Origin of the sequence: Lysinibacillus sphaericus, assembly GCF_002982115.1 — a bacterium.
GTDB classification, from domain to species: Bacteria; Bacillota; Bacilli; order Bacillales_A; family Planococcaceae; genus Lysinibacillus; species Lysinibacillus sphaericus.
In genome coordinates this window covers 3394128-3410476 of record NZ_CP019980.1, presented here as the reverse complement: position 1 = coordinate 3410476, position 16349 = coordinate 3394128, and the positions used below count along the sequence as shown (strand labels likewise).

Sequence of the window (16349 nt, the reverse complement as noted above, 5' to 3'; positions counted from 1 at the left end):
TGTTATATATGAACAATGACATTGAAAATAAATATAAAGAGGCCTTATTAAAGGCTGCTAAAAAAATCAAAGAACTAGATTTAGAATTGAAAAAATCAAAAGAGGAAAATGAAATTGCAATAATTGGCTATAATTGTAGATTTCCAGGCGGTGCAAATAACAGCAGTTTATTCTGGGACAAATTATCACAAGGATATGATGCTGTTACTAATATCAAACCTGAAAGATTCCCTGTTGAAGCGTTTTTCAGTGAAGATAGGCAAGATAAGGGAAAAATGTATACGCGTTATGGTTCCTTTATAGATCAAGATATTAAGACATTTGATAATGTGCATTTTGAAATTTCTGCACTAGAGGCAGTATCTGTCGATCCCCAGCAAAAACTTCTATTGGAAGTAAGCTGGGAGGCAATGGAGAATGCTGGTCTGAATATCGAAGAGATGAAGGGCAGTAAAACAGGCGTATTTATAGGAATCGACGCAGTTGACTATGTAAACAGAGAAATGATGTCAGGGGATATAAAAGATATTGGTTTATATTCACTTGTTGGAGCATCCTCTCATTCTGCTGCAGGTAGAATATCTTATTTTTATGATTTTAAAGGACCAGCAGTAAGTTTAAGTACTGCATGTTCATCGTCATTAACGGCGATGAACATGGCAGTAGACAGCCTAAAAAGTGGTCAATGTGATGTAGCCATTGTTGGAGGGATAAATCTGCTGCTAAATCCAGAGCCCTATGTGGGACTATCTCAAAACAGTGGTTTATCACCAGATGGACGTTGTAAAACTTTTGATGCATCCGCTGATGGATTTGGCCGAGGCGAAGGCTGTGGAATTATCATATTAAAAAGATTAAGTGATGCTAAAAGAGATAACAACAGTATAGAGGCATTAGTAAAAGGGATATATGTCGGACAAGATGGTAAATCCAATGGCTTCTTTGCACCAAATGGGCTGGCAGAGCAAAGAGTGATTGCAGAAACGTTGAAAAGGACAGGGCTAGATGTAGACGATATTGATTATATTGAAGCTCATGGGACAGGAACTTCTCTTGGTGACTTTATTGAAGCACAGGCAATTTGTGAGGTGTTTAAAAACAGAAAAGCACCCATAAAGGTTGGTTCTGTAAAGTCGAATATTGGTCATCTAGAGGCGGCATCTGGGATGGCAAGTATGATCAAGGTATTACTTTCCTTAAAACATAAACAGCTTTTGCCAAGTATCCATTTTAAAAATCCAAACCCCAATATTGATTGGGATAAAATTCAAGTAGTCGATAGGCTCTCGGAATGGGAAAGTAATGGGAAAAAAAGACGAGCGGGTATTAGTGCGTATGGCATTAGTGGAACATTAGCTCATTTAATACTAGAAGAAGCAGAGCACGAAGAAAATACACCACAAACTGAAAAAAGTAATCTACCTGAAAGTATGCTAACGATTTCAACAAAGAACAAAAATGTGTTAGTAAAAGCAATTTCTCAAATAAGAGATTACCTTAGCGTTTCCACAGAACTACTTAGTGATATTGCCTATTCAACAAATATTACAAGAGATAAACATGAATACAGGTTCGCAATAGTTGGTAACAATAAAGAGCAAATTATTGAAGAAATAGATCATGTGCTCAAAAATGAAGATTCACTGGCATACTACATTGGACAAGCAGAAAGTAAAAAGAAAAAAATTGCATTTTTATTTACAGGACAAGGCTCCATCTACAAAGATGCAGCAAGAGAATTTTATGAAAATTCGCAAGCGTATAGAGAAACCTTCGATCTTTGTGATAATCGATTTAAGGAGCTCCTAGGCATTTCTATCAAAGACACTTTGTTTGGAGCAAACGAAGAACTATTAACAAATGCGCTTTATTCGCAACCAATTATATTCTCGTTGGAATACGCTTTAACGAAAATCTGGGATTCATTCAATATAAAAGCAGATTATGTGATTGGGCATAGTGTTGGCGAGTATGCCGCAGCATGTTATGTCGGCATGCTAAGTTTTGAAGATGCTACGAACATGATTGCGATGCGAAGTAGACTTATGGTTAGTGTGACACCGAATGGCAAAATGGTGGGCGTGTTAGTAGATGAATTGACGATGAAGGAAGCAATATTGGAAAGCGGATGTAAAAATGTATCAATAGCTGCTGTTAATGCACCTAAAAATATTACAGTATCTGGTCTAAGTGAAGAAGTTGATATGGTAATTAATCAATTACATAAAAAGGTCAGAGCTTTTGTTACCGATTTAAATATTCCATATCCTTATCATTCAACTGCAATGGAAGAATATAAAGAAATATATGGGGAAAGTTTAGCGCATGTTGTTTGCAATAAAACGCCAAAATCAATTATTTCAAGTGTAACAGGAAAGCTAGAGGACGTCGGTACATTTGAAAATAAAGGGTATTGGACAGAACATCTTGAAAAAACGGTTCATTTTATGAAAGCGATGCAGGAAGTAGATAAATTAGGCGTTTCCACATTTATTGAAATTGGTGGTAATGCAACTTTATGTGGCTTAGCAGGCCAATGTTTGCAAAATGACAATGCCATTTTTGTTCCATCACTTAGAAAAGGAATAGGCGATTATAAGCAGTTGTTGGAATCTTTGAAATCTTTATATCTTAATGGGATGAAAATTGATTGGAATAGCTTCTATAAAAATTACAATAAAAAGAAAATTATTTTACCTAACTATCCTTTTGAGAGAAAGACCTTGTGGAAAAACAAAGCAACTTCTGTAGCAGATACAAGCTATGTGAATTTGGAACAGTTATTGGAAAAACAAAATGAGCAACTAATGTTACAGAAACAGCTTCTTGAAAATATTTTTAAATAAACAGCAAGAAAGGAGTAAAAAAATGAAGAATCTAGTTCTAGATGAAACAAAAACGATGATCGTAATAGAAGAATTAAAAGAAATTGTTCATATTATATCCGCCATGGAAAAAGAAGAAATAGATGAAAAGAAGAGATTAATTTCCTATGGTCTTGATTCAATCCTTCTCCTAACACTTGCCAAGCAAATCCATGCAAAGTACAAGGTAGAAATTCCTTTAGATGTATTTTTTACAACTTTAAATACGTTACAACTAATTGCAGATTACATTGCAGAAAATGGCATTGTGGAGGCTGAACAACAAGAGGAAACGTATGAAGAAGTAATGGATGTTATTGACGCGCTACCTGAAGAACTTAACAACTCTACAAACGAAGTCACTTATCATAGTGTAGGAAAATTAGATATGGATATGATGGTGCAAGTATTTAACAACCAATATGATGTTATGACAAAACAAAATGAGATTTTAAAAGTAATTGCCAGTACAACGAAAGCACAAAATAATGGCCAGAAAACAAAGGGTGTGCAAAAGGAAGTCAGTTCGGCAATAGCCCCGGCAAAATCCGATGATTATTACAAGCCTTATAAAAAGCTAGATTTTAACAAAGAAGATGAAGTAGATGAACTTCAATTAAAATACATTAAAAATATAGAACAACGCATTAATATTTTTACTAAAAATTCAAAGGATAGAACCCAACAATATAGAAATATATATGCGAGTAATCGAAACTCTGCGGGCTTTAGACCTTTATATAAAGAAATGCTCTATCAAATTATTGCGGAAGAAGGCCAAGGTTCTAAGATAATAGATATTGATGGCAATACAATGATTGATCTGACGATGGGCTTTGGGGTCTTAATGTTTGGACATAGCCCAGAATTTGTTAGAAAAGCATTGAGAAATGAACTTGAAAAGGGAATGCCTGTTGGTCCAATGGGCAGGCTTACTGGACGAGTAGCCCAAAATATTTCCGAGTTAGCGGGAGTAGACAGAGTATTTTTCTGTAATTCTGGAACAGAAGCAAATATGTTTGCAGTTAGAGTAGCAAGAGCTGTTACAGGTAAAAAGAAAATCGTCTGTTTTACAGGAGCTTTTCATGGAACTTACGATGGATTTTTAGGAATGCCGAATTATTTAGATGATTCAAATCATACAACTACTTCATTAGTACCGGGAATTACTGATAGTGCAGTGCAAGACGTTGTGATGTTGGATTTTAACTCCGAATCTTCTTTGCAATATATCGAACAACATTGTGATACGATTGCGGCCGTTATAACGGAACCAATCCAAAGCCGAAGACCAGATATTCAACCGAAGGATTTCCTGTTGAAATTAAGACAAGTGACACAAGACAATAACGTTGCCTTAATTTTTGATGAAATTATTACAGGTTTCCGAATTGCTAGTGGTGGAGCACAAGAATACTTTGGTGTGGAAGCTGACATTGTAACGTATGGAAAAGTTATTGGTGGCGGAATGCCAATAGGTGTTTTAGCGGGTAAGAAGAAATATTTAGATAGTATAGATGGTGGCATGTGGAACTTCGGAGACGACTCTGTTCCTCCTAATGAAGACAAAAGAACATTTGTTGCAGGTACTTTCTGTCATCATCCGATGGCGATGGCAGCTACGAATGCAGTGCTCGAATATATAAAGGAAAATAAGCACACTATTTATCAAACATTAAATCTAAAAACTACTGAATTTGTCAACGAATTAAATCAATTCTTTGAACGTGAACACGTAGATATTCGTATCAATCAGTTTGGTTCATTATTTAGATTTACCGTAAATTTAGAAAAAGAAATATTCTACTATGGTTTGTTAGAAAAAGGTATCTATATTTGGGAAGGACGTAATTGTTTCTTATCTACAGAGCATTCCAAAGAAGATATCGAATACGTTATAGAGGCTGTCAAGAAAACTGTATATGAAATGAAAGAAGCCAATTTTTTTAATCAATAAACAAGATTGGACAGAAAATAGATTTATATAAATAGGAGATAAAAATATGTTCTTTTTAGTGTTATGGGGATTAGGAATTGTTACAGCTGTTATCGACTTATATATGAAGGGATTTCCGTCTGACCCTCAATTGATCTGCTCGGTAATTTTACTTCATCAGTTCGTAGTAACATTTGGACTTTTAGGTATTACAGGATTATTAAGTAATATGATTTTTGCAAAACAAAATGCCAAAATGGTCGGTTGGCCAGGTGGGCCGTTCCAGATAAAATACGGGTTTTCACAATTGGGTCTAGGTGTTATGGGCGTTATGTGTATTTGGTTTAGAGATGGGTTCTGGTTAGGAACAATCGTAGCTATGTATATATATGGAATTAGTGGTCTTTGGTCACACTGGAATGTTATGAAAATGAATAAAAAGGCAGACGCGGACAGCATTGCAAATATCATAATGGATATTGCATATCAGACCTTTATAACCGTATTATCTATTGTTATTGGTGGAATATGGGTAATTGGCTAAAAACATAAAAATCCATTTTAGGAGTGCTGTGTAAATGCTGAAAAAAAAGATTGAATTATCAGAGATCCAAAAGGGAATCTATTTTGAATGCCAAACAGGAGAAAAAAATAATTATAATATCTCAGCGGCAATAAAAATAAAGAATGAAATAGATATTGTAAAGTTCGAAAAGGCATTACAAATGTTGGTGAATGAACAAGCAGCACTGCGCAGTCATATTGAATTACTAGATGGCAGTCTGTCCATGGTAATTAATGAAGAAGTAGATGCTGCTGTTCATTATTATGATGTTTCCAAGGAACATCATAATAAGAGAATAGATGAAATAGTTAACGAAGAGGTTGGCTATGAGTTTAATTTATCAAAGGCACCACTTTTTAGAGTGTCCTTAATTAAAGAGGATAATAATTTATTTATTCTAGTACTGAATCTTCATCATATTATTGCTGACGGAGTGTCACTTGATATTTTTATCAAAAAACTATTTACCTATTATTCCAATTCGCTAAATGGTGAAGTAATTGAATTAAAAGAAGACTGCGGATTTTTAAATTTTGTTGAAAGCGAAAATAAAAAACTGGCGAATGGTAACTATGAAAAACAAAAGGAATATTGGCGAGAAAAAGTAAAAGATGCAAATGCTTTGAACTTTCCAAAGGACTTCTCGAATGCTCATCATAACGGGATAGGGAAAGAGAAGTCTTATCGAATTTCTAAGGATTTAATGAACAGTATAAAGAAAGCATCTCAAAAAGAAGAAGTGACACCGTTTATTTTCTGTTTAGCGGCATTTAGTGCATTGATGGGAAAATGCTGTAATGAAAAGAATGTAGTAGTTTCTAGTCCATTCACAAATAGACCGGGATTCGACTTTGAAGAAACGATAGGATGCTTTATTTATACATTGCCATTAAGTGTAACAATCGACAATCATAAACCATTTAAAGATGTTATTGAGGCAATGTATGAGGAAATGATTGGAGCATATAAAAATATCGGATATCCCAACAATTTAATTGCCCGTGAAACAGAATCTAGTATCTATACAGGGATTCAGTCAATCTTCGATATTACCTTCGTCTATGACAAATATAGTAAACCGACATGGGAAGGCGTAGAATGTGACACATTTGAAATGGACAATACGATGTTCCCTGGAAATATGATGGTAATTCTTGCTGAAATGCCTGATGGTGACATGATTAAGATTCAGTACAAGTCTGATATCTATGCAGAAGAAATGATCGAAATGCTAGGAAGACGTTTTATTAAACTGTTAGAAACTGTAACAGCGCATACGGATGTACTAGTGAAAGATATCGACTTATTTTTGGAAGATGAAAAAGTGCATATTTTGAATACTTTCAATCAGAGTGCATTCTTCGATTATAAACCAATGCACATTATAGATATTTTCCATGAGCGAGTTCGCACGTATAGAGAACATACAGCACTTCTTTTTGATAATGGCAGCATGAGCTATGAAGAAGTCAATAAAAAAGCGAATCAGATAGCAAGAAAAATATTGCAACACAAGAAAAAAGAGAATGAAGTAATTGGCGTACAGTTAAAACGTTCTAAAGAAATGGTTCTTACTATATTAGGAATTTTGAAAGCTGGCTGTGCTTATGTACCAATCGAAAATTATTATCCTGAAAATCGAAAAAATTATATTTTTAACGATGCCGATATCAATATTTTAATTACATCGAAAGACTTGCAATATGATTTTTGTCAGGATAAACAAATTATTTTTGTTGATGATAATGAAACATACAGCGGGGATGATAGCAATCTTGATATTGTATTAAATCCTTTTGACTTGGCCTACATTGAGTATACTTCAGGTTCGACTGGTGAGCCAAAAGGGGTAATGATTGAAAACCATAGTGTAGTCAATACAATTATGGATTTGGAAAGACGTTTCCCTGTTCAAGAAGGCGATGTTTATCTATATAAAACGCCTTTTTCATTCGATATTTCGGGAACGGAACTGTATGGCTGGTTTATGGGAAAAGGTGCTCTGTGTATTTTAGAACATGATGGCGAGAAAAATCCAGAACTTATCTTAGAATTTATAGATCGCTATCATGTAACCCATATAAACTTTGTACCAAACATGCTCAAGGTATTTTTAGAACTGTTGAATGAAAAAAATAATAAAGAAAAGTTACACTCCTTACGATGGATTTTTGTTGGAGGAGAGGCATTAACTGCTGATATAATTGATAAATTTTTTGACATGAAACTAGCTGTAAATCTTGAAAATGTTTATGGTCCAACAGAATGTACAATGTGGGCTTCACACCATTCTATTCAAAAATGCGAGCGTGTTTCGAATGTATCGATTGGACATCCGTTAAATGAAATTCGATGGTATGTTATTGACGAAAATAATCAACTTCAGGTGGTAGGTGTACCTGGTGAGTTATGTTTAAGTGGAGTAGGATTGGCCCGAGGTTATCTCAATAAAGAAGAACTTACAAATGAAAAATTTTGTGAAAATCCATTCTATGATGAAAGAAAAGATCCCGTTTGGTTTAAGAAGATGTATAAAACAGGTGATTTGGCGAGATGGCTTCCTGACGGCAATATCGAATTTATGGGGAGAATGGATCACCAAGTTAAAATTAGCGGATTACGGATTGAACTGGGAGAAATTGAAAATGCAATGGTTCAGTTTGACGGCATTTTAGAAGCTGTAGTAGTTACGAAGCAATCTTCCAACCATTTACCTGTACTATGTGCTTATTATGTTGCTCCACAACAAGTGCCTGTAGCTGAGTTAAGAGCATTTTTAAGTCATTATGTACCAGACTATATGATTCCAGCATTCTTTGTTCATAGGGAGAAAATGCCGATTAATAGTAGTGGGAAAATAGACCGGAAAATACTTATTGCAGATACTACCTATAATCATCACACTACGACAATTAATCAAGTACCAGAATCTGAATTAGAGACAATTATTGCTCGTATTTGGAAAGAGGTATTAGAAATTGATCATGTAGGAATAGAAGATAATTTCTTTGAAATCGGTGGGCATTCCATGGCTGCGATTCTAGTACATAGCAGATTAAAGCAAGTACTTGATATGGAATTTTCTATTACTGTTTTATATCAATTCCCAACGATACGTCTATTATCTGAGCAAATGATGAAAAACGAACAGGTAGAAATTCAGGACAGAAAGAATTTTTTCAAGAGAAAGAAAAAATCAGTCTATTCTGATATTGCCATTATTGGAATGGCAATTGACGTTCCAGGTGCCGATAATATTAAGGATTTTTGGCATAACTTGAAACATGAAAAAGAGAGTATTCATTTTTATAATGATGAAGAACTTCGCAACCTTGGCATTAGTGAAGAAACGATTCACAACAAGAATTATGTAAAGGCTAAAGGTCGTGTAGATGACATTGAATACTTCGATTCAGAATTTTTCGAATATACACCGAGCGAAGTAAATCTTATGTCGCCGCAGTTAAGGCTTTTGTACAAAGGAACATGGGAGGCCTTGGAGGATGCGGGATATTATCCAGAATCGACAGAAGATAAGATGGGCATCTTCATCGGTGGTTCAGATGATTTCCAATGGTATAACGAAGCATTGGGCAATAATGACAATTACAGTGATATGTATCAAGCATTTACAATGAGTACGAATCATTTTCTTGCAACAAGGTTAGCTTACAAATTTAATATTAAAGGGCCTGTGTTCTCATCACTTACTGGATGCTCAACGACCCTCGTTACGACACATCTAGCATGTCAATCTCTCATGTTAGGAGAATGTGATATAGCTATTGCTGGCGGTGTTACTGTTGAACTTCCAAATGATGGTGGTTATATGTATCAAGATGGGATGATGTTTTCATCTGATGGGCATTGTCGTCCATTTGATGCAGAAGCTAGCGGTACAATATTTTCAAATGGAATGGGAATTGTTGTATTAAAGAGACTAGATGAGGCACTGGAAGCGGGAGATCATATTTATGCAGTTATTAAAGGCTCTGCTATTAATAATGATGGCAGTCAAAAGGCAGGTTTTACTGCGCCAAGTGTAGATGGGCAGGCGGAGGTAATAAGGGAAGCTTATAAACGAGCAGAAATCGATCCCGAAACGGTCGGCTATATTGAAGCACATGGGACAGGTACTATATTAGGAGATCCGATTGAGGTTGAATCGTTAACAAAAGCATTTGCCACAGATAAAAAGAGATACAGTTTATTAGGTTCTGTAAAAGGCAATATCGGCCATACTGATACGGCAGCAGGTGTAACAGGATTGATAAAAGTTGCATTAAGCTTAAAGAATCGATTTATACCTGGGACAGTAAATTATAAAAATCCTAATCCAAAGATTAATTTTGATGAGACACCATTTATTGTACAAAGTAATGGTATGGAATGGCAAAATAACAACAATCTCCCTCTTAGAGCTGGCATTAATTCATTTGGTGTTGGTGGAACGAATGCACATATGGTATTGGAGGAAGCACCAACTGTAAAAAACAGCAGTAAGGAAGAAAAAACAAATCTGTTCCTGTTTTCAGCAAAAACAAAAAATGCATTAATTGAAAATATAAAATCAACGCTAAAGTATGTTGCGTCAGATCAAAGTATAAACCGTTCCGATGCTGCTTGGACATTGATGGCGGGCAGAAAGCATTTCAAATATAGAAAAGCTATTGTAGTGAATGAGCATCTTGGAAAGGATATAAATGTCGATGAATTTATAGAAGATATTCTTGACAGTGAATGTAAAAAAGCTGACGAAGGTAAGAATGTTTACTTTATGTTTTCAGGACAGGGCAGCCAATATCAAGGAATCGGAAGAGAGTTATATTACGCAACAGACAGCTTTATAGGTAAACGTTACCGTCAGTATGTTGATGAAATATTCGGCTATCTCAATGAAGAAGAACAACATGAATTCTTTGATATTATCTATGGCAATGCAGATTCCTCTCTCGTTAATCAGACAAAATATAGTCAATTTGCATTGTTTGTTACGGAATTTTCACTTGCCAAAATACTGATAGATGTAGGGATAATGCCAAAGGCGTTTATCGGACACAGTATTGGTGAAGTAACAGCCGCAGCAGTTGCAGGCGTATGGAGTCTTGCTGATGCCGTAAAAATTGTCAGAGCCCGTGGAGATATTATGCAGAAGCAGAAGTCAGGTGTCATGCTTGCTGTAATGAAAGGTGTAGACGAAGTGAAAGAAATGCTAATTGATGGCGTATCGTTAGCATTAAATAATACTTCGGATCGTTGTGTCGTAGGTGGAACGAAAGAAAAAATAGAGGCATTTGAAAAAATAATGTCAGAAAAAGGCATTGGTGCGACAATACTTAAAACCTCACATGCATTCCATACCTATATGATGCAGGATGCCGCAACGGAGTTCAGCGAATATCTCAAAGCATTTCAATTTAATAATCCATCCATTCCGATTGTTTCAAATGTCACTGGTGAATGGGTGAAGGAAAATGAAATGTGCACGCCAACATATTGGGCAGAACATATTATAAACCCAGTACAATTTGATAAAAACCTAGCATTAATCTTACAAGATGAGCATGCAGCCTTTATCGAGATAGGTGGAGGAAGATCTTTATGTACCTTCGCATTACAGCATAAAGAGAGAAAAGAAGGACAAATATTCCTAAATATTTTACGGCACGCAATAGAAAAAGAACATGATTTGGAATATGTTTATGCAAAACTTGGACTTGCTTGGAGTGCTGGAGTAAAACTAAATTGGCAGAAATTTATGGGCAGTAACGTCCGCAATAGAGTGTCGTTACCAGTCTATCATTTCGAGAAAAAACGATACCCTATTACGATTACAATAGCTCAAGAAGGAAATACATTGAGAAGTAATCCGGAAATACAAAAAGTACTCGAAGCTTCAGAGCAAGTTACGGCAACAATTGAAAGCAAGGATTCTTTAGAGGAATGCATTATTGAATCTTATAAATCCGTACTAGGATTTGAAAATATCACAGAAAATCAGGATTTCTTTGAATTAGGCGGAGATTCATTAAAAGCGGTAAGCCTTTCTAATGTGATAGAGAGTAAAACAGGTATAAAAATAGCTGTTACTGAAATATTTAAACATACGACACCAAAGAAAATGAATGCCTATATCGCTAGTTTGAATGGACATTCTGTAAATAAAAATAAAATAGTCCCATTAAAAAAAGCTGCTTATTATAATACTTCTTCAGCGCAAAAGCGTATGTATAGTTTGCATTTGCTGGATAAAACAAGTACCGCCTATAATCTTCCTTCAGCCACAATAATAGAAGGAAAACTAAGTGAGGAAAAGGTGCGACAAGTTGCTGAAAAACTATTGATGCGACATGAAATATTAAGAACATCCTTTGACATTAAAGATAATAAAGTTGTCCAGCTGATTGAAGACCATGTAGATATGGAATTAACTTTTACAGAACAATTGATAGACAATGATGATCAAATAAAAGATTTAATTGACGACTTCATAAGACCTTTTGATTTATCGAAAGCGCCTTTATGTAGACTGAAATTAGTGACAGTTTCAGATGTAAAATCCATACTACTATTCGATGTACACCATATTATTGCAGACGGAACATCTGTTGAAATTTTAACAAAAGATTTTAATGATTTATATGTTTCTTCGTTGCCACCATTAACTGTGCACTATAAAGATTTTGCAGAATGGCAAAATCAGTATCTAGCATCTGAAAAAATACAAGAATCTAAAAAATATTGGACTGAGATGTTTAAAGATGGGATTCCTGTATTGGAGCTTCCGATTGATAAGGAAAGACCTGCAATCAAAACTTTCGCAGGAAAAAGAGTTCATTTTTCTATTGAAAGTGAAATGGCGGAGAGATTGGAAAAGTTTGCACAAAAAAATAGTGCCACGATGTATATGACGTTACTAAGTGCTTGGTATGTATTGCTTCAAAGATATTCTGGACAGGAAGACATCGTGATTGGTTCACCAGTAGCAGGACGTACAACAGATGAAGTCAAGGATATCATGGGTATGTTTGTTAATATGCTTGCGATAAGAAACAAGCCAATGGCAAAGAAAAAGTTTATCGATTTCTTCCATGAAGTGAAAGAAAATACCATTCAAGCATTAAAAAATCAAGAATATCAATTCGATGATTTGATTGAGCAACTGGATATTAAGCGGACACTTAACCGCAACGCACTGTTTGATGTTTGTTTTGATTTCCAAAACATGGAGACTCACGATTTGAATATTGATGGCATAAAAATTAGTCCATTCCAATTTGATACGCAAACTTCTGCTTATGATTTAGTTCTAACATGTCAACAACAGAGCAAGAATAAAGAAATTGACTGTTTTATTGACTTTTCAACTGATTTATTTAACGAGGATACGATGGAGAGAATGCAAAGTAATTACAAGACAATTCTTGAAAGTATCTTAAAGGATAGCGAAACGCTAATTGGCAAAATGACTGTAGTTTCTTCTATAGATAAAGACAACATCTTAAAACAATTAGAAGAGACCAAGCTTGATATAGCAGAACAAGTAACACTTCACAAAATGTTTGAAAGAAATGTCGATAAACATCCAGATAAAACAGCATTGATTACTTCAGATGGTACAGTCTGGACATACCGAGAATTGAATAAAAAAGCCAATATAATTGCCCACAAGTTACTATCCTTACATGTCGCACACGAAGATTTAGTTGGACTTATGACAACAAGGAATGAAAATATGTTAGCTGGTATGCTTGGCATTTTAAAAGCAGGGGCTGCCTATGTTCCGATTGATCATAATTATCCAAAAGAGCGAATTGACCATATGATGCAATTAAGCAAACCAAAGGCATTGTTAGTAGATAGAGATCATGTAGGAACAGTCGATTATAACGGTGTCTCTATAGACTGTAGGGCATTAGAAGCAAACGGACAGAATATTAAAAATCCTGAAGTTACCTGCACCGTAAATTCACTAGCCTATACGATATTTACTTCTGGATCAACAGGAAAACCAAAAGGCGTTATGGTCAATCATGCCTCTGTCATTAATTTTATATACGATATTGTCAATAGAAGGATTTTTAGAAATGAAGAGGATAGAGTCATTTGCTTAACGACATTATCATTTGACATTTTTGCATTTGAATCCATTGTACCAATGTGCACAGGTCATTCTATATACATGGCAGATGAAATCGAACAGCTAGATTCAACTTTAGCTGCACAAAAAATTATAAAATATGGGGTTACGCATATTTTAAGTACGGTATCAAGAATTAAAACATTTGTCGATAATCCTGCGTTTGCACCGGCATTATCACAGTTGACATGTATTTTAAGTGGTGGAGAGAATTTCCCAATTCAACTACTTCAAGATATAAGGTCAAAATCTCTAGCAAGTATCTATAACATGTATGGACCATCTGAAACTACTATATGGTCAACTACAAAAGATCTTACACATTCAGATTATATAAGTATCGGTAAGCCAATTGCCAATACACAAATTTTTATTTTGAATGAAGAACAACAGTTACAACCGTATGGTGTTTATGGAGAAATATGTATTGCAGGAGAAGGCCTTGCAAGGGGCTATTACAACGATAAGCTAGAAACAGATAAAAAGTTCACTTTAGTAGAAGATTTACCTGGTATTAAAGTTTACAAAACGGGTGATAGAGGGAGAATGCATGCTAATGGTGAAATCGAAATTTCTGGTAGATTAGATAATCAGATTAAAATCAGAGGGTATCGAATTGAGCTTGGTGAAATTGAAAAAGCTGCTTTAGAACATTCAAATGTCAACATAGTTGTAGTAAAGGCAAATGAAGATGCAGATTATAACAAAAATTTGACATTATATTATTGCCTAAAGGATGATGCGCCTAGTGCAGCAAGAAAAGATTCACTATGGCTAAAGAACTGGTTACAGTCAAAATTGCCAAATTATATGGTACCTACTGAATATATGCAATTAGATAACATGCCTGTTCTTCCAAATGGAAAGATTAACAAAAATGCATTAGCAACCTTAGAGGAAAAGAAAGTACTTGAGGTTAATATGCCACCAAAATCAGTACTTGAAAGTGAAATACTGAAAATTTGGAAAGAGATTTTACAAAAAGACCATATTGGTGTCTATGATAACTTCTTTGATGTAGGAGGGACTTCATTAACATTAATGATGGTCAATAACAAGATTAATAGTGAGTTAGGGCTAACGATTCCAGTAATGAAGCTTTTTGAATATCCGACCATAGATGGTTTAGTTCAAGAATTATCACAGGAAAGTGGTAAGAATGGTAGCCAAAACGAGACGACTGCCGAGGAACCATCATTTGATCAAGATTATTTTGATGACGACGGATTTGATGAAGCCTTCGAGGATTCAACTGAAGCGGTGAATACCGAGGGAATTCGTAATGATGATGTAGCTGTAATCGGTATGGCATGTCGATTCCCAGACGCAGAAAACATTCATTCATTCTGGCAGAATATTGTCAATGGCAAGGAGAGTATTCATTTCTTTAATGATGACGATCTTTTACAAAGTGGCATTCCTAAAGAAGTATTTGAGAAAGAGAATTATGTAAGGGCAAAAGGCTTCTTAAAGGATGTAGAATATTTTGACGCAAAACTATTTGACTATTCGGATAAAGAAGCGAGCATGATGGACCCTCAAATACGTTTATTGCATCAATGTACGTATGAACTATTGGAAAATGCGGGATACAATTCATTCGACTATGACGGAAAAATTGCTATGTACGCTGGAAGTGGTTCCAATCTGTTATGGATGTCAAAGTTTGGGAACAACCAGAATGATATCATCGATGCATTCGAAGCAATCACATACAATGAGAAGGATTTTCTGACAACTAGAATTGCCTACAAGTTGAATTTAAAAGGTCCTAATATGAACATTCAGACGGCATGTTCTACGTCTCTTGTTGCAATCCATCAAGCAGCACAGATTGTTCTAAATGGAGAGGCGGATATGGCAATCGCAGGTGGAGTAAGTATTTCCTATCCTCGAAAAGAAGGCTATCTATGGCATGAAGGTATGATCTTTTCAAAAGAAGGCCATTGTCGACCTTTCTCTGATGATTCATCAGGTACGGTTTCTGGGAACGGATGCGGCGTCGTATTGTTAAAACCTTTGAAAAAAGCTTTAAAAGACAACGATCATATATATGCAGTCATTAAAGGCTCTGCAGTTAACAATGATGGTATTGACAAGATTGGCTATACGGCACCAAGTATTAAAGGCCAAACAGATGTCATTAAATCTGCATTAGGCAACGCTGGTATTAAACCAGAGGAGATTAGTTTTGTAGAAGCACATGGCACGGGAACTTCTTTAGGAGATCCAATTGAAATAGAAGCTTTAAAACAGGCGTGGGGAACGAATAAAAAAAATTACTGTGCTATTGGAGCGGTAAAAGCAAACATCGGTCATCTTGATGCAGCAGCAGGAGTGGCAGGATTTATAAAAACAGTTTTAGTGCTTGATAAAAAAGTAGTACCACCATTGATTAATTTTAATCAGCCTAATGAAAAACTAGATCTAAACAACAGTCCATTTTATTTCAATACTGAGGCGAAGAAGCTAGAAACAACTCATGGGAAACTAAAAGCAGCAGTCAGCTCTTTTGGCATCGGTGGAACGAATGCACATATTGTTTTAGAAGAAGCGCCAAAGTAAGGAGGTATGGAACAACATGCAAAGAGACAATATTTCATACATTTTACCTTTCTCTGCAAAGAGTTGGGAGGCTTTGAATAATACCTCTGCGCAAGTGATGAGTTATTTAAAGGAACTCCATCATATTGATTTAGCAGATGCCTCCTGGACCCTTCAAAAAGGGAGAAGAGCATTAGAACATAGAAAAGTGTTTGTTACGAGCAGAAAAGACATGGAAAGTAGTACTTTCCATGTCTGCAGTAACAATGGGAAAAGGAAACGAAACCTTGTATTGATATT

At 35.3% G+C, this 16349-nt stretch carries 4 protein-coding genes and 1 pseudogene; all 5 read left to right on the top strand.

Going from position 1 to position 16349, the window contains the following annotated elements; all coding sequences use genetic code 11:
- The first annotated feature begins 8 nt into the window (after positions 1-8).
- Positions 9-2846 carry a type I polyketide synthase gene (locus tag LS41612_RS16940; protein WP_024361547.1) on the top strand — a complete coding sequence of 946 codons (2838 nt, stop codon included), beginning with the start codon at positions 9-11 and terminating at the stop codon, positions 2844-2846.
- 22 nt (positions 2847-2868) lie between these two features.
- Positions 2869-4821, top strand: a complete 1953-nt coding sequence (locus LS41612_RS16935; protein WP_105928919.1) for an aminotransferase class III-fold pyridoxal phosphate-dependent enzyme — start codon at positions 2869-2871, stop codon at positions 4819-4821.
- A gap of 46 nt (positions 4822-4867) precedes the next feature.
- Positions 4868-5344 (top strand): DUF6790 family protein, encoded by a 477-nt coding sequence (locus tag LS41612_RS16930; RefSeq protein ID WP_024361545.1) that lies wholly within the window; start codon positions 4868-4870, stop codon positions 5342-5344.
- 34 nt (positions 5345-5378) lie between these two features.
- On the top strand, positions 5379-16070 hold the full coding sequence (locus LS41612_RS16925; protein WP_024361544.1) for a hybrid non-ribosomal peptide synthetase/type I polyketide synthase: 10692 nt from the start codon (positions 5379-5381) through the stop codon (positions 16068-16070).
- 16 nt (positions 16071-16086) lie between these two features.
- A pseudogene (locus LS41612_RS23925) lies at positions 16087-16266 on the top strand (CurL C-terminal domain-containing protein); the annotation flags it as partial.
- Between the last annotated feature and the right edge of the window lie 83 nt (positions 16267-16349).

Bases quoted from the DNA above. Each gene is read 5' to 3' on its own strand.
- LS41612_RS16940 (WP_024361547.1), top strand. From the start codon at position 9: ATGAACAATGACATTGAAAATAAATATAAAGAGGCCTTATTAAAGGCT.
- LS41612_RS16935 (WP_105928919.1), top strand. From the start codon at position 2,869: ATGAAGAATCTAGTTCTAGATGAAACAAAAACGATGATCGTAATAGAA.
- LS41612_RS16930 (WP_024361545.1), top strand. From the start codon at position 4,868: ATGTTCTTTTTAGTGTTATGGGGATTAGGAATTGTTACAGCTGTTATC.
- LS41612_RS16925 (WP_024361544.1), top strand. From the start codon at position 5,379: ATGCTGAAAAAAAAGATTGAATTATCAGAGATCCAAAAGGGAATCTAT.